Genomic DNA, 23,229 nt, shown 5'->3' on the forward strand with positions numbered 1-23,229 from the left:
CCCTTAAAAAGAATTATGACCCGTAAGCGTAAACCCTTACCCATATTGGAAAACGTGACCATCGAAGCTGTGGCAGCCGAAGGCAAGTGTGTTGCCCATGTCAATGAGATGGCCGTATTCGTACCCTTTGTAGTACCTGGTGACATTGTTGATTTGCAGGTAAAAAAGAAGAAACACAAATATTGCGAAGCCGAGGCTGTCAGATTTATTGAATACAGTGCATTGCGCACTCAGCCCATGTGCGACCATTTCGGCATTTGCGGAGGTTGTAAGTGGCAGAATCTTTTGTATTCGGAGCAGCTAAAAGCCAAACAACAGCAGGTCTATGACCAACTCTCGCGTATCGGGAAAGTTGAATTGCCCGAGTTTATGACCATTCTGGGTTCAGAAAAAACATGCGAATATCGCAATAAACTTGAATTTGGCTGCGCTAACAAGCGTTGGTACACCAAAGAGGAGGTAGCTGCATTGCCTCCAAGGACCGAAGATGGCCCAAGCAACTTGAGCGAACCGGCAATTGGATTTCATATTACTGGCGCTTTTGATAAGATTTATCCCATCTCCAAGTGTCATCTGATGGATGACTTGCACAATCAGATACGCAATGAGATACGCGATTTCACGCTTGCCCATGGTTATACCTATTATGATATACGTAATCAGGTAGGATTGCTGCGCGACATGGTTTTCCGCAACTCCAATACCGGCGAATGGATGCTTATTCTGCAGTTCCATTACGACGAGGAGGGCGACGAGCAGAAAGCCCTCTTACTGCTTAATCATATTGCAGACAAGTTCCCTCAACTTACATCCATATTCTATGTAGACAACCAGAAGGGCAACGATACGTTCAACGATTTGGAACTGACGCTGTTCAAGGGAAAGGACTTCATTTATGAAGCCATGGAAGACCTCAAGTTCAAGGTAGGCCCCAAGAGTTTCTATCAGACCAATACCGACCAGGCTTATCACCTCTACTGTGTAGCCCGCGACTTTGCCCAATTGTCTGGTAACGAGCTTGTTTACGACTTGTACACGGGAACGGGAACCATTGCCAACTTCGTAGCCAGACGTGCCCGCAAGGTGGTCGGCATCGAGTATGTTCCCGAGGCAATTGCCGATGCAAAGGTCAATAGCAAAATCAACAATATCGACAATACATTGTTCTATGCCGGTGACATGAAGGACATCCTTACCGATGATTTCGTTAAGGAGCATGGACGTCCAGATGTGATTATCACCGACCCGCCACGCGCAGGAATGCATCCTGATGTGGTAAATGTGATCCTTAACGCGTCGCCCGAACGCATTGTCTATGTAAGCTGCAACCCCGCAACGCAGGCAAGGGACTTGGCGTTGATGGATGCCGAATACAAAGTGGCCAAAGTTCAGCCTGTAGACATGTTTCCTCATACGCCTCATGTGGAGAATGTTGTTCTGCTGGTCAAGCGCACTTCTGAGAATAATAACTAAAATACTTAATATAAAATGAAGAAATCAATAATGCTGGCTATGGCTTTGATGACCGCCTTTGCCAGCTATGCGCAGAACAAACCTGCTTCTTGGATTAACAATGTAAAGCTATCGGGTTATGGCATCGTACAATACCAAAGTAGCAGCAAAGTTAATGACAAGTCCAACTCTTTCAACTTGAGATTGGCACGTGTCAGCCTCGATGGCCGTATACTTGATGACTTTTATTGGAAAGCCCAAATTCAGTTTAATGGCAACACCACGGATCTTGGCAATTCTCCCCGTGTAGTTGACCTTTTTGCGGAGTGGCAGAAATATGGTTATTTCAAGATAAAGGCTGGACAGTTCAAGCGTCCATTCTCTTTTGAGAATCCCATGCACCCAGTAGACCAAGGGTTCATGAGCTACAGCCAGATTACTTCCTCCATCGCAGGTTTCAATGACCGTGCTGGTGCCCACGCCAGCAACGGCCGCGATATCGGTGTCCAGTTGCAGGGCGATTTCCTGCCCAATGCCAACGGCCGCAACCTGATTCATTACCAGGTAGGTGTATTCAATGGACAGGGTATCAACGTTAAAGATGTAGACCAGCGCAAAGACATCATCGGTGGAGTTTGGGTTATGCCTGTTGCTGGTATGAGAATCGGAGCTTTTGGTTGGACTGGCTCGTATGCCCGCAAACGCACAGTTGATACTGACCACGGTAAAGTCACAGAGATTTTGAGTTTGCCCCAACGCAGATATGCTCTGTCTGCAGAATATGTAACCAACGACTGGACATTCCGCTCTGAGTATGCCCACAGTACTGGTTTGGCTTTCAAGACACGCTATCAGAAGCCAGAGAATGCTACCGACTTCGAGCTTAGCAAGAACGGTGACAAGGCGCAAGGTGTCTACGCTCTGGTTATTGCCCCAATCATCAAGAAGAAGATGCACGCCAAAGCCCGTTATGATATGTATCAGCCCTCAGGCGATGCCTCCAAGCAGAAGACATTCTATGAGGTGGGCCTGGACTATGAGTTCTGCCGCAATCTCAAGTTGAGTGGAGAATATGCGTTTGTCAATGACCGCAGTCTGACCAAACATAATTATAATATGGTAGATGTAGAACTGGCTTTCCGTTTCTAAAGCCATCATTCCTACCATCCCGACCAGGAGGAAAGCATCGTTTGTTTTCCTCCTGTTTGTTTTCTTTCACCACTACCCTATTCTTCCTCTCGTTGTTCCTTGTGTCGAGGCTCACGCCCGGTTGGCTCATTTAGCCTGGCACCATGCCATACCAGTCGTTTCTTGTCGACATGTGACAGGTTGGCTATCTGGGGCAAATTGCGAGGCATGAAATGGCTAATGCGAACTATGATTCTGATAATTCCAAACTTGAAATATCTGTTTTGTAGTTTGAAGTCATTTAGTATTTGACCTCTGGATAATTGTGGGTTACGGTTACACTTATGGCCTCAATGCGGGAATTAGTATTGTTAAAAAATAGCAAAACAATCACTTTTGCCTTTGATTTGTTTGCTAAATCAATTATATTATCTACTTTTGTAATCTAATACATTTAGACTTAGACAAAACTACCAATAACACATAAAAACTTTATACATGACTACGAATAACAATAGACATCATATCCATCATCACGAGCATTTGGATGAAGCCGAGATCTATAAAAGAAAGAACTTGAGTGCTGCTCAGCGCCGCAAGAAGTTAGCTAAAATTCTGTTTAGAGTCTTATGCGTGATAGCTGTCGCCATCACCTGTCTTGTCATCTACGTATATACTCATTAAGCAAGCATCTATCTTTGCCCTGTAGATATAATTAAAGGCTGATTTCTATACGTTTAGAAATCAGCCTTTAATAGTAAATAATCTATCTGCCTATGCTGTCATTTCCTTCAGCTTCTTGAGCAATGCAAACATTACCAATGCGCTGACGAGACAAAGCGCGATGAGGATACCCCAGTTGTACATCAGTGGTATTCTGTTCCACAACATAGATGGGATTGAGCTCAGGTAGTTACCAATGGCTGTGGCAACAAACCATCCACCCATCATAAGGCCCTTATACTTAGGAGGTGCAACCTTGGAAACAAATGAGATGCCCATAGGCGACAGCAACAGCTCTGCCAGTGTAAGGGTAAAGTAGGTAGAGATGAGCCATCCTGGAGACAGTATGCTCTGGGTCTTGTCGCCCAATGACATCGGCGAAATAAGGTCGGTAGATGCCATGGTGATGACGCCAAATCCAAGAGCGGCCACAAGCATACCCCATGCGATACGGGTTGGCGCGCTAACCTCTTTGCCCTTGTTGGCAAGAGCGCCGAAGAATGCCATGCTGAATGGGGTGAGTGCTACTACGAAGAATGGATTGAACTGCTGGAAGTCTGATGGCTGTGCGTATGTAGGATTGTCCATTACTGCATAGAGAGCGTAGGCTCCAGAGAGCAGCAGAACGGTAGCGACACCACAGATAGCACGACTGCGAGTAGACTTGGATTGGAATGTTGCAAAACCGGTATAAACAGAGATGGCGATAAGAGCCAAACTGAAGATGTTGAATCCGATGCGCATAGTGCAGCTAACAGTCAAGTCGGTATACTTCTTCGCAAAGAATGTAAGAGCCGAACCGTTCTGGTGGAATGCCATCCAGAAGAAGATAACCACGGCAAAGACGAGCAGCAATGCCACGATGCGGTCTTTGGTCTGCTTGGGAGTCAACTCCTCTACGGCTACAGCCTGCTCCTTGGCCTGCTTGGCAGTGACATCGGCATGCTTGAACCATCCGCGGAAGGCGAAATAGATGACAGCTGACAGAATCAGAGAGATACAGGCTACACCAAAGCAAAGACCGTATGCGCCAGAGAGGGCCTGGAGATAACTGGGGTCAGTGTTTGCTGCGTTATATTGTAAGCCATAGTGAGACAGATATACGTTGGTAATCCATTTAGCCATTGAGGGGGCAAACATTGCACCGATATTGATAGCCATATAGAAAAGGCTGAAGGCCGAATCACGACGTGATGAGTACTTGGGGTCGTCGTAGAGGTTACCTACCAATACCTGGAGATTGCCTTTGAACAAGCCGGTACCCAATGACACGCAAGCCAGTCCGCCAAACATGGAAATCTGTCCGATAGTATCGGCCTCTGTGGGGATGGCAAGACCCAGATAGCCGAGGAACATTGTGGCAAAACCAATGGTTACGCACTTGCCATAGCCAATCTTGTCGGCTATCATACCGCCAAAGAGCGGAGCAAAATAAACTACTGCCAGGAATATGGCATAAACCTGTCCGGCTTGTGACTCTGTCCATCCGAACTTAGCCTGCATAAACAGGGCAAAGATGGCAAGCATGGTGTAATAACCGAATCGCTCGCCGGTGTTGGCAAGAGCCAACGCATAAAGACCTTTAGGTTGTCCTTCAAACATAATTATTATTTTTTGGTTTTGGTTATATCAAACAGATAAGCAGCCTTGATGATTATATTGCCAAAGTTGGAACTGCCAAAGTAATCGCGCTTGGAGTCGCCGTATATGTTGCCGAGTCCATAGTAGTATCGGGCCTCTATCAGGAAATGCCCTACCTTGGGCACGGTGTACTCCATGCCTGCTCCGACGGCAATGCCATAATCAAACTTGTTTTCTACGGCCATTGTATCTTGTGCAACCACGGTCGAAACGCGGTCATTCATATTGCAATCCTTAACATTAAAGTTGCTTTTGGTCTTCTCGCTGAGATAGAACCCAAATTGTGGACCCAAATTCACAAAGAAACTGACGCCCTTGTATTCCTTTCCCCATGCCAAATGGGCCAATATGGGGACCTGTACATAGTTGATAGTACGGCTATAGTTTTCTGCCAATCCTGTGACGGGATTGATTACAGCCTGGTTGTTGATGTCAAGAATATCCTCCTTCCATCCCAACTGCGAATAGTTGACCTCTGCATATACTGAAGCAATGGTCTTGAAATATTTTTCGCATACATAGCGCATGGACAAACCACCTGTAAGGCCGCCATGATAACCTTGAGTCACCTTAGGGGTAAAACTGACATTGCTCAGGATATATCCGCCATTGACGCCCAATGTGAAATCGTTCCGATGTTCGCCTATCTGCGACATGACGGAAAGAAACGGCATCATGGCTAAACTTAAAATCAAATATAACTTCTTCATTAATATGTTATAGATTCTATCGTTTGGTCGTTTTTATAGTGAATTAACTGGAAACAGGCATTCTCCATACCTCCGTTAGTGTTCTTGTCAAAGTACAACTGTGTCTGAATGGGTTTCATGACTTGTTGCTTTTTTGTTCCGGAAAAGCTCTGTCCGTATTTGTGCAATCCATTGATGAAATATATGGCATGGTCGTAACCGGTCAAGGCAAACTTGGGGAGTGCCTGGATGGTCTCGGTCTTGAACCACTGTCGATAAAGGGCTTCTATCTGCTGGGTCGATTCGGACAAAGGATTGTAATAGAAAGTGGTAGGGATATATGCATCAAACTGATAATAATTGGCAAGATTGTATTTGGTGTACATAAGCCACTCAGTATAGCCAAAGACGGAAATCTGGACATTGGGTGCTTTCATCTTCAGACCATTGAGTTTGGCAAAAACAACATTAAGTTCTGGAGACCGTCCCGAATTAAGTACAACTACATTGGGGAGAGTACGGCTGAATGCCTTACCGAACTGCTGTTCAGATGATTTGATATTGGTAATGCTGTACTTGATGCCTTTGCTATCCAGCTGCTTTCTCAAACCGAATGTGAAAATGCCCTTCTTGCTGGTGCTGTCATTGCAATCTACAAAAATGGCGTGGTGCTTGGGGAAACGTTCCATAAAGGCATAGATAGCCTTCTCGTTGAGACGCTCGGGCGACTGGTAAACTTGGAAAATCTGGCTATTGTGTTTCACCTCGTCGCCAGTGATGGAAAATGGGATAACCATCTTAATCTTATATGTCTTGCAGAATTCGGCAAGATACTTGACCTGATTGGAATACAGCGGGCCAAAGATGATATCACAATTCTGGGCGCCCTTGTCGAGCAAAGTCTGGCGTATATCCGCATCTATCGGTACATTCCATGCGTGGATATCAACTGAGATATTTTGGGCTTTCATCTGCTCGCATGCCAAAAGGAAACCTCGGTAATACTCAGTCATGCGTTTGCCGTCGCCATCAACATTGTGCAGAGGCAGCATCATGCCTATTCTAATGGCTCTCGAGCGTATATCGATGTCTTTCTCGGTGCTCTTCTTGGATGGTTGCTGTACCTCTTTGGGCTGTGATACAAAGGGGATGAACACAATGTCGCCCTTCTTCAACTGATAGCCGTCCTTTTTCATGTCAGGATTGGCCTCCATCAGCTGGTCAACGGTGATGCCGTATTTATGGGCAATGCCATAGATGGTATCTTTCTTCTTGGCCTTGTACAAGTCTTGCCAATTGTTTATCTGGGCATCGCAGACGGCACACGCCATAAGGAGCATGGGCAGCAAAATATAGCGTAACAAACGTTTATTCATTATCTTTATGATTATTTCCATTTGCAAAAATACAAAAAAACTATTACTTCACTCCCAAAACTCTAAACTTTTTGTTAACTTTGCTATCTATTTTTAAGTTCATACACAATGAAGATAGCAAAATTAGTTTTTTTATTGCTAACACTTGGCATATTTGGTCCCGTCTATGCTACACCAGGAATGCCATCAATCGCCCCTTCGGTTGTATTTACAGATGCTGCTGGCAACGAGAGTACGGACAGTTATTTCTCTGGTTCGGCGCCTATAAAAGCGACCTTCAAGCTCAACCCCTCTGATGCGGATGGATGGACGGCGCATTACGAATGGCGCTTCTTCAAAGAAGGTAAAGAGAATGAGCCATATCTTGTGAGATATGAAGAAGATACAGAATACATATTTGCCGAATCGGGAGTCAATCATGTGGTATGCTACACGGTGTTTACCCTCGGGGCAGACACGGTCAGATACGAAGCTGACTATTGGCGTGAGGCCCGCTTCACGGTAACCGTCTACGAAAGCAAACTCGAATTTCCAAACGCTTTCTCTCCCAATGGAGATGGTATAAATGATATCTATCGCGCCAAACCTGGATATCAGAGTATTGTAGAGTTTAAGGCCATTATCATCAACCGTTGGGGCCAGAAAGTGTATGAATGGAACGATCCGGCAGGTGGCTGGGACGGCACATTCAAAGGAAAGGATATGAAAACCGGAACATACTACTGCGTCGTCAAGGCACGTGGTGCAGACGGCCGCGTATTCAATATCAAGAAGGATGTAAATCTCATGCGTGATTACATCGAAACCGAACGTTAAAGAAGATATCTTCAGACCGATGAAAGATAAGAAAGAAACTATAAATGTATGGGGTGCACGCGTGCACAATCTCAAGGATGTGGATGTCACAATTCCCCGCAACTCACTCACTGTAATAACAGGCTTGTCGGGTTCTGGCAAGTCTTCGTTGGCCTTTGATACCATATATGCAGAGGGTCAGCGGAGATATATCGAAACCTTTTCGGCATACGCACGCAATTTTTTGGGCAATATAGAACGCCCCGACGTGGATAAAATTACCGGTTTAAGCCCTGTAATCAGCATTGAGCAAAAGACCACCAACAAGAATCCCCGCTCAACGGTCGGAACTACTACCGAAATATACGATTATCTGCGTCTGCTTTATGCAAGGGCTGGTACGGCATATAGTTATTTGTCGGGAGAGAAGATGGTAAAATATACAGAGGAGCAGGTGCTGGAAATGATACTTGACCAGTATATCGACCATCGCATCTTCATCCTCGCCCCTTTGGTCCGTCAACGCAAAGGACATTATCGCGAACTCTTTGAAAGCATGCGGCGTAAAGGATACCTCTATATACGCGTAGATGGAGAGATAAAGGAGATTGAGCGTGGTATGAAGGTTGACCGATACAAGAATCATAACATCGAGGTGGTTGTTGATAAACTGAAAGTACGTGGTAAAGACGACGAACGGCTCAAGAAAAGTGTGCAGATAGCGATGCGCCAAGGCGACGGCACGCTAATGATTCTTGACGAACACGATAATAGCATCAAGAATTACTCCAAGCGTCTTATGGACCCTACAACCGGGTTGTCGTATGGTGAACCGGCTCCAAATATCTTTTCGTTTAATTCTCCGGAAGGCGCCTGCCCGCGATGCAAAGGTTTGGGTGTAGTCAACGAAATTGATATAAACAAGGTAATACCCGATGACAAGCTGTCTATCCGTGATGGAGCAATATCTCCCTTAGGCAAATATAAGAACCAAATGGTATTTTGGCAGATTGATGCTATCCTGCAAAAATACGACTGTAACTTAAAGACGCCCGTATGTGATGTCCCACAGGAAGCCATGGACGAAATTCTCTATGGAACAATGGAAAACCTGAAAATTCCTAAAGAAGTGGTTCATACATCGAGTGATTACTTTGTCACCTTTGATGGTATCATCAAATATCTGCGTGACATCATGGATAATGATGACACATCGGCAGGACAAAAGTGGGCTGAACAGTTCCTGGCCACAAACGTATGTCCCGAGTGTCATGGATTAAGACTCAAAAGGGAATCCCTCTCATACAAGATTGGCGACCGGAATATCTCTGAAGTCGCCAATCTGGATTTGAATGAATTGGCTGAGTGGCTATCTAATATGGCTGAGGGTCTGTCGACAAATCAAAAAATAATAGCCAGCGAAATAATAAAAGAACTACGTACACGTGTTGGCTTTTTATTAAATGTGGGCCTTGACTATCTGTCGCTTAATCGTCAGTCGGCAACCCTCTCTGGTGGAGAAAGCCAGCGCATAAGGCTGGCCACGCAAATTGGAACAAGGCTTGTCAATGTTCTATATATCCTTGATGAGCCAAGTATCGGCCTTCATCAGCGTGATAATCAGCGGCTCATCAATTCGCTTAAAGAATTGCGTGATCTGGGGAATACTGTAATCGTTGTCGAGCATGATGAAGATATGATGAGAGCGGCTGATTGGATAATTGACATCGGTCCCAAAGCTGGGCGTAAGGGTGGCCAAGTGGTGTTTCAGGGTACGCCCGAAGAAATGCTTCACCGCGATACAATCACGGCCAATTATCTGAATGGAATCCAGAGTATACAGATACCTGCTCAACGTCGTCGGCCTAATGGCAAGGCGATAGTATTGCACGGATGTACTGGCAACAATCTGAAAAATGTTGATGTCGAGTTCCCTCTGGGTGTCCTTACTGTTGTTACCGGTGTCAGTGGTTCCGGTAAATCTACACTGGTAAACGAGACTCTTCAACCCATATTGGCGCATCACTTTTATCGGGCATTAAAGAAGCCGATGCCCTACTCTTCTATCGAAGGGTTGGAATACCTGGACAAAGTGGTAACCGTAGACCAAAGCCCCATTGGTCGTACACCGCGAAGCAACCCGGCGACTTACACTGGTGTATTCTCCGATATCCGCACCTTGTTTGTGGGGCTCCCCGAAGCTAAGATTCGTGGTTACAAGCCTGGTCGCTTCTCATTCAATGTTAAAGGCGGCAGATGTGAAACTTGTGGAGGAAATGGATATAAAACAATAGAAATGAACTTCTTGCCAGATGTGATGGTGCCATGCGAGACCTGCCATGGCAAGAGGTACAATCGTGAGACTCTGGAGGTAAGGTATAAGGGCAAGTCCATTGCAGATGTTTTGGATATGACCATAGGCCAGGCGGTGGAGTTCTTTGAGAACGTTCCGTCCATTTTGCCTAAAATTAAGACGCTGCAAGACGTCGGACTGGATTATATCAAGTTGGGACAGTCAAGCACTACCCTCTCTGGTGGAGAGAGCCAGCGTGTTAAACTCGCAACCGAGTTGGCTAAACGGGATACTGGAAAAACTCTGTATATATTGGATGAGCCAACTACCGGATTGCATTTTGAAGACATCCGAATATTAATGAATGTAATAGAGAAACTTGTCGACAAGGGTAATACAGTTATAATTATCGAGCATAATCTTGATGTCATTAAATTGGCTGATTATATAATCGATATGGGTCCTGAAGGTGGTCGAAACGGAGGCAGGGTGCTCGTAACCGGAACTCCCGAACAAGTGGCAGATTGCAAATTAGGATATACTTCAAAATACTTAAAGCCGGCATTGGCAAAATGACAAGTGCTGATCGAATGGGATTTGTGGTCGTTTTTAACACGTTGCATGTGGGTCGTTATAAAAAACGAGCATATATATTTTGTTCTACCCAAGAGTTTTTGTAATTTTGCACACTAAATTATAAATAAGGTATATACAAAAGATGATAACGCTTACCAACCTTGCCATTCAGTTTGGCAAACGAGTATTGTACAAAGACGTCAATATCAAATTTACTCCAGGAAACATTTATGGTGTTATTGGTGCCAATGGTGCCGGCAAGTCAACGCTGTTGCGCGCCATCAGCGGCGATTTGGAGCCCAACAAGGGAACTGTAGAACTTGGTCCTGGTGAACGCCTCAGCGTTCTTGAACAGGACCACTTCAAATATGATGACTACAGCGTAATGGACACTGTACTCATGGGGCATCAGCCCCTTTGGGAAAACATGAAAGAGCGTGAGCGTCTCTACTCTAAGCCGGAAATGACAGAGGAAGATGGCAATAAAGCAGCTGATCTGGAATTGAAGTTTGCTGAAATGAATGGTTGGGAGGCTGAATCTGATGCGGCTCAATTGCTCCAGAACTTGGGCATCAAGGAAAACTTGCACCAAAAGCAGATGGCCGAACTTGCCAATAATGAAAAGGTAAGAGTTATGTTGGCTAAGGCCTTGTTTGGCCATCCTGAGAATCTTCTTCTTGATGAGCCTACCAATGACCTCGATTTGGATACTGTAGAATGGTTGGAAGACTATTTGAGCGAAATCGACGAACGTCAGACAGTCTTAGTCGTATCGCACGACCGTCACTTCCTTGACTCTGTCTCAACTCAGACTATAGACATTGACTTCGGTAAGGTTACCGTTTTCTCTGGTAACTATAGTTTCTGGTATATGAGTTCACAGTTGGCTCTTCGCCAAGCCCAGAACCAGCGCATGAAGGCTGAAGAGAAAAAGAAGCAGTTGGAGGAGTTCATCCGTCGTTTCTCCGCGAACGTGGCCAAAAGCAAGCAGACTACATCACGTAAAAAGATGCTTGAAAAACTTAATGTGGAGGAAATCCGTCCTTCAAGCCGTAAATACCCAGGTATCATTTTCCAGATGGAACGTGAACCCGGAAATCAGATACTCGAAGTCGAGGGACTGAAAGCTACAGACAACGATGGTAACGTGTTGTTTGACAATGTCAGCTTCAATATAGAAAAGGGCCAGAAAGTTGTGTTCTTGTCACGCAATCTGAAGGCAATGACTGCGCTCTTTGAGATTGTAAACGGTAATAAAGAGGCTGATGCAGGTACTTTCAAATGGGGCATCACGATAACAACAGCCTACTTGCCCTTGGACAATACCGAATACTTCCAGAGCGATATGAATTTGGTGGACTGGCTGTCGCAGTACGGACCTGGCAATGAGGTTCAGATGAAGGCCTATTTGGGAAGAATGCTGTTCTCTGGTGAAGAAGTAATGAAGAAGGTAAATGTTCTTTCGGGAGGCGAAAAGATGAGATGTATGATTGCACGCATGCAGTTGCGTAATGCCAACTGTCTCATACTTGACACACCTACCAACCATTTGGACCTTGAGAGTATTCAGGCATTTAACAATAATCTTACTTCGTTCAAGGGAAATATCATTTTCAGTTCACATGACCACGAGTTTATTGAAACTGTAGCTGATCGCATCATTGAACTTACACCTAATGGAATAATAGACAAACTGATGAGCTATGATGAATATATTCATGATGAGCAAATCAAAGAACTCAAGGCAAAACTCTACGCAGAGTAGTGTTTGGCATGCTTTTTGTTATTCCAAAAGTAATAAAAGATAAGTATTATGAGTGAAGTAAAAGAAAACAAAGTTAACGAAGAAACGTCATCAGAGGCTAAAGATACCATCTCTTCTCAGGCTGCTGATGACTCTAAGAATACCTCAACAGAGAGTTCTGAAGAAGATGCAAAAGAATCTTTAGATGCTCTTAATAAGGAACTGGCCGAAACTAAAGACAAATATCTGCGTACCTTGGCCGAATTCGAGAATTATAAGAAACGTACCATCAGAGAGAAAGCTGAATTGATTCTTAATGGTGGAGAAAAGGTTATCACTGCAATTCTTCCTGTTCTTGATGATATGGAAAGAGCTATAACCAATGCTACCAAAATAGAAACTAAAGAGGCTCTTGAAGAAGGCTGGGAACTTATCGACCAGAAGCTGCATAAGACTCTCGAAGGGCTTGGTCTTAAGCGCATTGAAACGGAAAACTCTGATTTTGATGTGGATTTCCATGAAGCTATAGCCAAAGTCCCTGGTATGGGCGATGACAAGAAGGGTAAGGTCGTTGACTGTACCCAGACTGGCTATATGCTGAACGATAAAGTGATACGACATGCCAAAGTTGCTGTTGGCGATTAATACATTATTATATTAACGTATGGCAAAGCGCGACTATTATGAGGTGCTGGGCGTTAGCAAAAACGCAACTGAAAGCGAGATTAAAGCCGCTTATCGTAAGTTGGCTATAAAGTATCACCCCGACAGAAATCCAGATAATGCTGAAGCTGAAGAAAAATTCAAAGAAGCGGCAGAGGCTTATGATGTTCTTCACGATTCACAGAAGAGACAACAATACGACCAGTTCGGATTTAACGCACCTGGTGGCGGATTCGGAAGTGCCGGAGGATTCGGTGGAGGATTCTCTATGGATGATATCTTCTCTATGTTTGGCGATGTGTTTGGAGGACATGCCGGCGGCTTTGGTGGATTCGGTGGAGGTCGTCCGCAATACAGGGGTACTGACTTGAGACTCACTGTAAGGCTTTCGCTTCTGGAGATATCGACAGGCGTAACAAAGAAGTTCAAGGTAAAGAAGGACATTACATGCAGCCATTGCCATGGAACAGGCGCCGCGGATGGAAGTGGCAATACGACTTGTCCGACTTGTCAAGGTCGAGGCTATGTCGTAAAAACAGTTCGTACGATGCTGGGCATGATGCAGACCCAAACGGACTGCCCAACATGTCATGGCGAGGGTTCTGTTATCAAGAATAAATGTAAGGCATGTAACGGCACCGGCGTCGAAAAAGGCGAAGAAGTCGTTGAAATCAACATCCCTGCAGGAGTCGCAGAAGGAATGGTCGTAAATGTCTCTGGTAAAGGAAATGCCGGTCCACATAATGGAATAAACGGCGATATTCAAGTCTACATCAAAGAAGAGGAAAACGATACATTCGTCCGTGACGGTCAAGATGTCATCTATAACCTTCTGCTCGATTTTCCTACAGCTGCACTTGGTGGTGAAGTCTCAATCCCTACTATTGAAGGAAGTAAAGTAAAAATCAAGATTGAGCCTGGTACCCAGCCAGGTAAGACACTGCGCTTGCGCGGGAAGGGACTGCCTCATGTACAAGGATATGGAACAGGTCATGGCGACTTGGTTGTCAATATCAGTGTTTATGTTCCGAAAGCCTTGAGTAAGCAGGAACGCGCTGCAATTGAAAGTATGCGTGACAGTGATAATTTCAAAGGAGACGCAAGTACTAAGAAATCGATTTTTGACAAGTTCAAAAACTATTTCAGTTAAGGTGTTATGAACTATCGGGAAACTGTTAATTATCTATATGAATGCACCCCTGTTTTCGAACATGTGGGTGCATCTGCATATAAAGAAGGTCTGGATAATACTCATGCGCTTGACAAACACTTTGGTCACCCGCATCAGCACTATAAGATTATTCATATTGCGGGAACTAACGGTAAAGGTTCTTGTTCTCATACGCTTGCTGCAATATTGCAAGCTATGGGATATAATGTCGGACTATATACATCTCCGCATTTGGTAGATTTCAGAGAACGTATCCGGGTAAATGGCGAAATGATACCCGAAGAGTATGTGGTGGACTTTGTCGACAAGGAAAAGAATTTCTTCACACCCCTTCATCCTTCGTTTTTCGAGCTAACCACAGCAATGGCCTTCAAATACTTTGCGGAGAAGCATGTTGATTACGCCGTCGTCGAGGTAGGCCTTGGTGGGCGTCTTGATTGTACAAATATAGTAACTCCAATATTGTCAATCATTACTAATATAAGCAAAGACCATACCCAATTCCTTGGTGAAACATTGCCTCAGATTGCAGCGGAGAAAGCGGGGATAATCAAGCCCAATACGCCTGTCGTCATAGGGGAAGCAATCCCTGAAACGCGTCATGTTTTTGAACACAAAGCAATCGAAACACACTCCAAGATTATTTTTGCAGAAGACGCTTGCGAAGTTGTCTCGGTTGATAAATCTCAGGGTGGTGGTATCTCCTATCAAACGGTTAACTATGGCGTCGTTACGGGTGCTCTGATAGGAGAATATCAAATAAAAAACACAAATACAATCCTATGTGCTATCCGAGAATTAGGCATAACGGATGTTGAGGCTGTGAAGAAAGGATTCCTCAATGTTGTTCAGCTGACTGGCCTCATGGGAAGATGGCAAATATTGTGCAACCAGCCATTGATAGTATGTGATACAGGACATAATGTTGGCGGTTGGAAGTATTTGTCAAAGCAAATTATCCACCAAGAATGTCATCAAAAGCACATTGTATTCGGAATGGTTGATGACAAGGATATTGATTCTGTTATGGAGTTGTTGCCCAAAGATGCTATTTATTATTGGTCACAGGCAACTACGCATCGAGCTATTCCAAGTCAGGTTGTTGCTCAAAAAGGGCTTGCTCACGGACTTGTTGGTCGTGTTTACGATAGCGTTGAGAGCGCCTATATGGCTGCGCTTGCAATTGCCGTCCCCAATGATTTCGTTTTTATAGGTGGAAGCAGTTATATTGTGTCTGATCTGCTTGCCTGTCTCGCGACACCAAAAGAATAATTGTCTTTTGGTGTCGTTTTCTTTATATATAGCGGTACATTTCGCCAATCGTCTATTGCCATAGTGCTTTGTTAATTGTTTTTAACGCAACAAACGCGATAATAAATGGCGTGACTTTTGTGGTATTCACTTTTTTTTATTTACTTTGCAAGTACATAAAGTAACTAAAAACTTTTTATGATGAGCACAACAGAAACAGAACACATCTGTGGCCTGAGACGAGAAGACTTTCAGGCCACAATCAATGGAAAGAAGACAGACTTATACTTCCTGAAAAATAATCGTGGCAACGTGGTGGCTATTACCAATTATGGTGGCGCATTGGTTGCAATTATGGTTCCTGATAGAAATGGTGTAAAGGCCAATGTCATACAAGGACATGACAATGTACAAGATGTCATCAACAGCCCGGAACCCTATCTTTCGACCCTCATTGGTCGCTACGGAAATAGAATTTGTAAAGGCAAATTCCAGTTGCATGGCAAAGAGTATCAATTACCCATAAACAATGGTCCCAACAGCTTGCATGGCGGAAAGAAAGGATTTAACGCCAAAGTATGGGATGCCAGACAAATGAATGAACACTCTTTGGTTCTTGAATATACCAGCCCTTATGGCGAAGAGGGCTTCTCAGGTGAAGTTAAAACTACTGTTGTTTATAGTTTTACTGATGATAACGAACTTGTTATCGATTATATGGCTACTACAAATAAGAAAACCATCATTAACCTTACAAGCCACGGTTTTTTCTCTTTGTCGGGTATTGCTAATCCAACTGCAAGTATAGAGAACCTTATTTGTCAAATAAATGCTGATTACTATCTTCCAATTGATGAAACGAGTATTCCTACCGGAGAAATTCGTTTTGTAAAAAATACTCCATTTGACTTTACCTCACCTAAAGCTGTTGGCAAGGACATAGACGCCGATGATGAGCAAATAAGGAATGGAGCTGGCTACGACCATTGCTTTGTTCTTAATAAGAAAGAAGAGGGAGAGCTTAGTTTTGCTGCAAAAATCGTTGAACCAGTGAGTGGCCGTACTATGGAGGTTTATACAACAGAGCCAGGTGTACAGGTCTATACAGACAATTGGGCTGATGGCTACAAGGGACAGAATGGAGCTACATTCCCCCGTCGTAGCGCAATCTGTTTTGAAGCTCAGCACTTCCCCGATTCCCCAAATCACCCATATTTCCCATCTGTCGTGCTTAAACCTGAAGGTAAATATACGCAGAAGACCATATACAAATTTAGCGTAGAACAATAGAATAATCATAATAACATCATTAATAACAAGTAAAATGGAAAAATTAGAAAAGAAACAAGGTAGTATTATTGCCATTTTGGCAATGGTCTTCCTTTTTGCGATGATTGCGTTTGTGACTAATCTCTGTTCGCCGATGGCAGTTATTCTGAAAAACAATTTCTCAGTAAGCGAATCGCTTGCCCAAGTTGGTAACTATGGCAACTTTGGTGCCTACCTCCTTATGGGTATCCCCGCAGGATTGCTTATTCAGAAGTTTGGTTATAAGACTACTGCATTGGCTGCTTTGGTTGTAGGTATTGTTGGCTTACTTGTACAGTGGCTTAGCGGCTCTGTCGGTTGGTCTAGTGGTACAATTGGATTTGTTGTTTATCTTATTGGTGCCTTTGTATCAGGACTTTGCATGTGTATGCTTAACGCTGTAGTTAATCCAATGCTTAATCTGCTTGGCGGAGGCGGTAACAGAGGAAATCAATTGGTTCAGATTGGTGGAGTCTTCAATTCTGCCGCAGCCGTATGCGTTTACATCCTTATGGGTAGCCTTATCGGCGATGCTGCTACAGCAAAGGTTTCAGACGCCCAACCTGCATTGTTTATAGCCTTGGCAATCTTCATATTTGCCTTTGTCGTAATATTCTTTACTAAAATCCAAGAACCACAGCAAGCAGCGAAAGCTAAAGAAGCAAAAGACGAGCACAGTTGCTATTCTTTCCGCCATTTCAAACTCGGTATGTTGGCTATTGCTGTTTATGGTGCAGTAGAGGTATGTCCTCCTACTTACATCTTCTCTTATCTTACCGCTGCAAAAGATGCTACTAATCCTGGATTAGGAATGGATGCCGGTTATTGCGGTACACTGGGTGCTGTTTACTTTATCTTTATGCTGATTGGTCGTTTCGTTGGTGGTATGATAGGTGGTAAGATTTCTGCAAAGTCCATGATTTCTACCGTCAGCATTGCGGCTATCATCCTTACAGCAGCAGGTATGCTTTTGCCCGAGACCATGATGGTAAAATGTCCTGGTATCGACTATACCCATCTTACTTTGGTATGGGGTGAGATACCCGTCGGCATCTTTGCATTCCTGTTGGTGGGCCTTTGTGCTTCTGTTATGTGGGGTGGCATCTTCAATCTTGCCACAGAGGGACTCGGAAAATACACAGCTGCTGCTTCCGGAGCCTTCATGATGATGGTTGCAGGTTTTGCTGTTATGATCTTTATCCAGGCTAAGGTTATCGACTTTACTCACAACTACATCTCCAGCTTTATTGTAGTACTGCTGAGTGCTGTATACATTTTATATTATGCACTTCTCGGCTCAAAGAATGTGAATAAAGACATTCCTGTAGAATAACATTACAATTATTATATTGTCTAACCTTTTTGAATTTACAAACTATGGATATTGAAAAAGTAAGAAGCCGCTTCATCAAGCATTTTGATGGCAAAACTGGTAACATTTATATGTCTCCAGGTCGTATCAATCTTATTGGTGAGCATACTGACTATAACGGAGGTTTCGTCTTCCCAGGAGCTGTAGATAAAGGTATTATGGCAGAGGTGCGCCCTAATGGTACTGATACAGTCATGTGCTACTCTATTGACCTTAAGGATCGCGTAGAATTTAAGGTTAACGACCCCGTAGGTCCTCGCACTACTTGGGCAAGATACATTTATGGAATCGTGCAAGAAATGAAGGCCCTCGGTGTGGATGTTAAGGGTTTCAATACTGCTTTCTACGGAGATGTACCACTTGGTGCAGGCATGTCTTCTTCTGCTGCTTTGGAGAGTTGTTTCGCATTTGCGCTTAATGACCTTTTTGGTGACAATAAAGTTTCCAAATGGGATTTGGCTCTCGCCGGACAAGCTACGGAGCATAAATATGTCGGTGTAAACTGTGGTATTATGGACCAGTTTGCAAGTGTATTTGGTAAGGAAGGCAAACTTATGCGTTTGGATTGCCGTTCTCGAGAATTCGAGTACTTCCCTTTCAACCCAGAAGGCTACAAATTGGTGCTGCTTGATTCCAAAGTTAAGCACGAACTCAAGGGCTCACCATATAACGACCGCCGCAATAGTTGCGAGAATGTAGTAAAACACATAGCCGCCAAACATCCAGAGTCTCATTTTGAGACACTTCGTGATTGTTCTTGGGAGCAATTGGAAGAGGTAAAGGATGAGGTAGGAATGGAAGACTACACTCGCGCACACTTCGTTCTTGGAGAAAAGGATCGTGTACTTGCTGTATGTGATGCTTTGCAGAAAGGCGATTATGAGACCGTAGGCCAAAAGATGTATGAGACCCATGACGGCCTTAGCAAGGAGTATGAAGTTTCTTGCGAGGAGCTTGACTATCTCAATGAGTTGGCTAAGGAAAATGGTGTCACTGGAAGTCGCATCATGGGCGGTGGCTTCGGAGGCTGTACCATCAATCTGGTAAAGGACAGCATCTATGACTCATTCATTGCCAATGCAAAGCAGAAATTTGCCGAGAAATATGGTCATGAGCCAGCTGTATACAACGTCGTTATCAATGACGGTGCTCACAAAGTATGCTAATTTAGCATAGGTTCTTACGGCAAATAATATCATCTAATAATTATAAAAAAGCCATTGTTCTATACGGACAGTGGCTTTTTTTGTATCCATTAGAAAATAATCATTGCAAATGGCCGTTTATCTAAAAAAAAAGATGTATATTTACACCCAAAAAGGAAATAATACTAAAAACAACGAAATAATGAAAAGAGTCAGAAATCTAACATTATGCATTGGAATTATAACCGTTTTCCTCTGCGCTTGCTCAGGTGGTGGACAGCGTACTATCTCTGGACTTAACCCTGCTGATTTTGATACCATAATCAACAACAAAGCCGTAAAGCTGTTTACCTTGACCAATGAAAGTGGTATGGAAGCCTGTATCACCAATTATGGTGGAAGACTCGTTTCATTGTGTGTACCCAACAAAGCTGGACAATTGACAGATGTGGTCTTGGGTTTTGACAATATTCATCAATATGCTGATACGGTCAATACTCCCAGTGATTTCGGCGCATCTATTGGCCGTTATGCCAATAGAATCAATAAGGGACAGCTTAAAGTTGGCGGAAAAACAATTCAGCTACCGACCAATAACTTTGGTCACTGTCTGCATGGCGGTCCGTCTGGATGGCAGTATCAAGTATATGATGCGGTTCAACCGAATGACAGTACTCTGCAATTATCAATTGTATCTCCCGATGGAGACAACAATTTTCCTGGAACGGTAACCGCTAAAGTCATTTATACATTAACAAGCGATAATGTATTGGATATCAAGTACGAAGCTACTACTGATAGAGAGACTGTAATCAATATGACCAACCATTCTTATTTTAATCTGACCGGCGATATGAGCCAGGCAGGTACAAATATGGTTCTTTATATTAATGCAGACAATTATACCCCAATTGATTCGACTTTTATACCCAATGGCAAGGTCAAGTCTGTCTATGGCACTCCATTGGATTTTACCAAACGCCATGCGCTTTATGAAACGATTGGTGATACAAGTTTTGCGCAAATCAAGTATGCCAGAGGCTATGACCACAATTGGTGCCTGAACACATATACCAAAGGCAAAGGTAACGACAAAATAGTTGCAGCAAGCCTTTATGCTCCCAATACAGGAATTTGTCTTGAAATGTTCACTACCGAGCCTGGCGTACAAGTATATACAGGCAATTTCCTTGATGGTAAAGTTAAAGGAAAGCATGGCATTGCTTATCCCAAGCATGCGTCGGTATGCCTGGAAAGCCAGAAATACCCCGATTCACCGAACAATCCTAATTTCCCATCTTCATATATCAAACCTGGCGAGACATACATTAGCCATACAGCATACAGATTTAGAGTCAAGTAGTGTGCCGACAGATATAATGAGGACCATATAATTTTATTATATAATGAACGAAACGAAAGTTATGAACCGTACAGCCGACAATATCCGCATTTTGGCTGTTTCTATGGTAGAGAAAGCTAATTCAGGCCATCCTGGAGGTGCTATGGGCGGAGCAGATTTTATTAATGTGCTTTTTTCCGAGTATATGGTTTATGATCCAGATGATGCAACGTGGACAGGACGTGACCGCTTCTTCCTTGATCCCGGGCACATGTCGCCCATGTTATATTCTGCACTTGCCTTACAGGGAAAATTTACAATAGACGAGTTGAAGCAGTTCCGCCAGTGGGACTCTCCTACTCCAGGTCATCCAGAACGTGACATCTGCCGTGGTATTGAGAATACATCAGGTCCGTTAGGTCAGGGACACACATTTGCAGCGGGTGCTGCAGTTGCCGAAAAGTTCTTGGAGGCACGTCTCGGGAAAACCGTTATGCAGCATAAGATTTATGCCTATATTTCAGATGGTGGCATAGAAGAGGAGATTTCCCAAGGTGCTGGTAGATTGGCCGGACTTCTCGGGCTCAACAATCTTATCATGTTCTATGATTCTAATGATATTCAGCTTTCTACCGAATGTAAAGTCGTAATGCAGGAAGATACCAAAGCAAAATACGAAGCATGGGGTTGGAATGTTATTACTATCAATGGAAATGATGTCGACGAAATTCGCCATGCACTTGACATGGCCAATCTTGAGCAACACCGCCCGACTCTTATTATCGGCAAAACCATTATGGGTAAAGGCGCCCTCAAAGAAGATGGCTCAAGCTATGAAAATACGATTAAGACTCATGGCGCACCCCTTGGCGGGAATGCTTACCGCAATACGGTGACTGCTCTTGGGGGAAATCCTGATGATCCATTTGTTATTTTCGACGAAGTAAAAGCTCTCTATGCCAATCGTGCCAATGAATTGAGAACAATCGTTGCCGAGCGTAGAAAGGCAGAAAAGAAGTGGGCAGAAGAAAATCCAGATAAGGCTCAGCTTAAGGACACTTGGTTCTCGGGCAATGCTCCTCAGATAGATTGGAGTGGTCTTATTCAAAAGCCAGACATCGCTACTCGTGCAGCATCGGCGGCTTGCTTGGGCGTTCTTGCCGAACAGGTTCCCAATATGATTTGTTCCTCTGCCGATTTGTCTAATTCCGACAAGACCGATGGTTTCTTGAAGAAGACACATGATCTTAGCAAGGACGATTTCACAGGTGCGTTCTTTGAGGCAGGCGTCAGCGAGCTTACTATGGCTTGCATGTGTATAGGTATGTATCTCCATGGCGGAGTCATTCCTGCATGTGGAACATTCTTCGTATTCTCTGACTATATGAAGCCCGCTGTCAGATTGGCGGCATTGATGGAAGTGCCAATCAAGTTTATCTGGACTCATGATGCGTTCCGTGTCGGTGAAGATGGACCTACTCATGAACCAGTAGAGCAAGAGGCTCAAATCAGACTCATGGAGAAACTGAAAAATCATCACGGCAAGGATTCGGTTCGCGTATTCCGTCCTGCTGATGCCAATGAGGCTACAGTATGTTGGCAGATGGCAATGGAGAATATGGATACGCCGACAGCATTGATATTCTCACGTCAAGGAATCAAGAATTTACCCGAAGGCAACGATTATCAGCAAGCTCGCAAGGGTGCATATATCGTGGCTGGCTCAGATGAGGCGTTTGATGTGGTGCTGCTTGCAAGCGGTTCTGAAGTTTCAACATTGCAGGCCGGTGCAGAACTTCTGCGCCAAGATGGCATTAAGGTTCGTATCGTGAGCGTGCCATCAGAAGGATTGTTCCGTCGACAGAGCAAAGAATACCAGCAGATGGTTCTGCCCGCAGGTGTCAAGCGCTTTGGTCTCACAGCCGGACTTCCTGTCACTCTTGAAGGCCTTGTAGGCGAGAATGGCAAGGTATTCGGTCTTAATAGCTTCGGATTCTCTGCTCCTTATAAGGTATTGGATGAAAAGTTAGGCTTCACAGCCCAGAATGTATATAACCAAGTTAAAGAACTTCTAAACAATTAAAACTATGGACGTAAAGACAGTAGGAGTCGCTTGCGATCACGCAGGCTATCCATTAAAGCAGTTTGTTATCGATTATCTTGAGAAGAAAGGTTATTCTTACAAAGATTATGGTACATATAGTGACTCAAGTGTTGACTATCCTGATTTCGCTCACGAGTTGGCTAAAGGTATAGAAAGTGGCGAAGTTTATCCAGGCATTGCTATATGCGGCAGTGGAGAAGGTATGGCGATTTGCTTGAACAAGCATCAGGCAGTTCGCGCAGGATTGGCATGGTGTATTGAGATTGCCGGCCTTATTCGTCAGCACAACGATGCAAATGTATTGGTTCTTCCTGGTCGCTTTATAGACAACAAGACGGCTGAAGCCATAATGAACAAGTTCTTTGCAACCACATTTGAAGGTGGTCGTCATGAGCGCCGTGTCAAGAAGATTCCTGTTCAGGATTAAGTAAATTACAACTAATATTAAAGTGCCAT

Annotated in this window: 17 protein-coding genes; 14 read left to right on the forward strand and 3 right to left on the reverse strand. The window is 44.0% G+C overall.

Annotated elements, in window-relative coordinates:
* The first annotated feature begins 15 nt into the window (after positions 1–15).
* On the forward strand, positions 16–1,473 hold the full coding sequence (rlmD, locus tag CIK92_RS09720; RefSeq protein ID WP_094388949.1) for a 23S rRNA (uracil(1939)-C(5))-methyltransferase RlmD: 1,458 nt from the start codon (positions 16–18) through the stop codon (positions 1,471–1,473).
* Between the two features lie 15 nt (positions 1,474–1,488).
* The gene (locus tag CIK92_RS09725; protein WP_094388950.1) at positions 1,489–2,601 is read left to right on the forward strand and encodes a porin; all 1,113 of its coding nucleotides are present in this window, start codon (positions 1,489–1,491) and stop codon (positions 2,599–2,601) included.
* A gap of 753 nt (positions 2,602–3,354) precedes the next feature.
* On the opposite strand, the gene CIK92_RS09730 is transcribed toward CIK92_RS09725, so the two are convergent.
* Genes CIK92_RS09730 through CIK92_RS09740 form a run of 3 tightly spaced genes read right to left on the reverse strand, consistent with a single transcriptional unit; the run spans position 3,355 to position 7,009 of the window.
* Positions 3,355–4,905 (reverse strand): peptide MFS transporter, encoded by a 1,551-nt coding sequence (locus tag CIK92_RS09730; RefSeq protein ID WP_094388951.1) that lies wholly within the window; start codon positions 4,903–4,905, stop codon positions 3,355–3,357.
* Positions 4,906–4,910: 5 nt separating this feature from the next.
* Complete coding sequence (locus CIK92_RS09735) at positions 4,911–5,654, reverse strand: porin family protein (RefSeq protein WP_094385385.1); 744 nt, start codon at positions 5,652–5,654, stop codon at positions 4,911–4,913.
* Positions 5,654–7,009 carry a LysM peptidoglycan-binding domain-containing protein gene (locus CIK92_RS09740; RefSeq protein ID WP_094388971.1) on the reverse strand — a complete coding sequence of 452 codons (1,356 nt, stop codon included), beginning with the start codon at positions 7,007–7,009 and terminating at the stop codon, positions 5,654–5,656. The genes CIK92_RS09735 and CIK92_RS09740 overlap by 1 nt, the downstream gene beginning before the upstream one ends.
* Before the next feature lie 108 nt (positions 7,010–7,117).
* Between CIK92_RS09740 and CIK92_RS09745 the strand changes: the two genes are divergently transcribed.
* The 12 genes from CIK92_RS09745 to CIK92_RS09800 all read left to right on the forward strand — a co-directional run bounded on the left by CIK92_RS09745 (position 7,118) and on the right by CIK92_RS09800 (position 23,200).
* A complete protein-coding gene (locus CIK92_RS09745; protein WP_094388952.1) occupies positions 7,118–7,825 on the forward strand; it encodes a gliding motility-associated C-terminal domain-containing protein in 708 nt (235 codons plus the stop codon).
* 19 nt (positions 7,826–7,844) lie between these two features.
* Positions 7,845–10,673, forward strand: a complete 2,829-nt coding sequence (gene uvrA, locus CIK92_RS09750; RefSeq protein ID WP_094388953.1) for an excinuclease ABC subunit UvrA — start codon at positions 7,845–7,847, stop codon at positions 10,671–10,673.
* A 142-nt stretch (positions 10,674–10,815) separates the two neighbouring features.
* Positions 10,816–12,438 (forward strand): ABC-F family ATP-binding cassette domain-containing protein, encoded by a 1,623-nt coding sequence (locus CIK92_RS09755; protein WP_094388954.1) that lies wholly within the window; start codon positions 10,816–10,818, stop codon positions 12,436–12,438.
* A 48-nt stretch (positions 12,439–12,486) separates the two neighbouring features.
* Positions 12,487–13,062, forward strand: coding sequence for a nucleotide exchange factor GrpE (locus tag CIK92_RS09760; protein WP_022311400.1), 576 nt, complete (start codon positions 12,487–12,489; stop codon positions 13,060–13,062).
* 19 nt (positions 13,063–13,081) lie between these two features.
* Positions 13,082–14,230, forward strand: coding sequence for a molecular chaperone DnaJ (gene dnaJ, locus CIK92_RS09765; RefSeq protein WP_022311399.1), 1,149 nt, complete (start codon positions 13,082–13,084; stop codon positions 14,228–14,230).
* A gap of 6 nt (positions 14,231–14,236) precedes the next feature.
* Positions 14,237–15,523, forward strand: a complete 1,287-nt coding sequence (locus CIK92_RS09770; RefSeq protein WP_094385391.1) for a folylpolyglutamate synthase/dihydrofolate synthase family protein — start codon at positions 14,237–14,239, stop codon at positions 15,521–15,523.
* A 177-nt stretch (positions 15,524–15,700) separates the two neighbouring features.
* Positions 15,701–16,792, forward strand: a complete 1,092-nt coding sequence (locus CIK92_RS09775) for an aldose epimerase family protein (protein ID WP_094388955.1) — start codon at positions 15,701–15,703, stop codon at positions 16,790–16,792.
* A gap of 34 nt (positions 16,793–16,826) precedes the next feature.
* Positions 16,827–18,143, forward strand: a complete 1,317-nt coding sequence (locus tag CIK92_RS09780; RefSeq protein WP_094388956.1) for an MFS transporter — start codon at positions 16,827–16,829, stop codon at positions 18,141–18,143.
* A gap of 44 nt (positions 18,144–18,187) precedes the next feature.
* Entirely contained in the window at positions 18,188–19,348 is a 1,161-nt protein-coding gene (gene galK / locus CIK92_RS09785) for a galactokinase (protein WP_022311395.1), read from the forward strand.
* A gap of 181 nt (positions 19,349–19,529) precedes the next feature.
* Positions 19,530–20,690 carry an aldose epimerase family protein gene (locus CIK92_RS09790; RefSeq protein WP_094388972.1) on the forward strand — a complete coding sequence of 387 codons (1,161 nt, stop codon included), beginning with the start codon at positions 19,530–19,532 and terminating at the stop codon, positions 20,688–20,690.
* A gap of 43 nt (positions 20,691–20,733) precedes the next feature.
* Positions 20,734–22,752 (forward strand): transketolase, encoded by a 2,019-nt coding sequence (locus CIK92_RS09795; RefSeq protein WP_094388957.1) that lies wholly within the window; start codon positions 20,734–20,736, stop codon positions 22,750–22,752.
* A gap of 4 nt (positions 22,753–22,756) precedes the next feature.
* On the forward strand, positions 22,757–23,200 hold the full coding sequence (locus CIK92_RS09800; protein WP_094385399.1) for an RpiB/LacA/LacB family sugar-phosphate isomerase: 444 nt from the start codon (positions 22,757–22,759) through the stop codon (positions 23,198–23,200).
* Positions 23,201–23,229 lie beyond the last annotated feature (29 nt).

The organism is Prevotella sp. P4-67, from assembly GCF_002251325.1.
Classification (GTDB): domain Bacteria; phylum Bacteroidota; class Bacteroidia; order Bacteroidales; family Bacteroidaceae; genus Prevotella.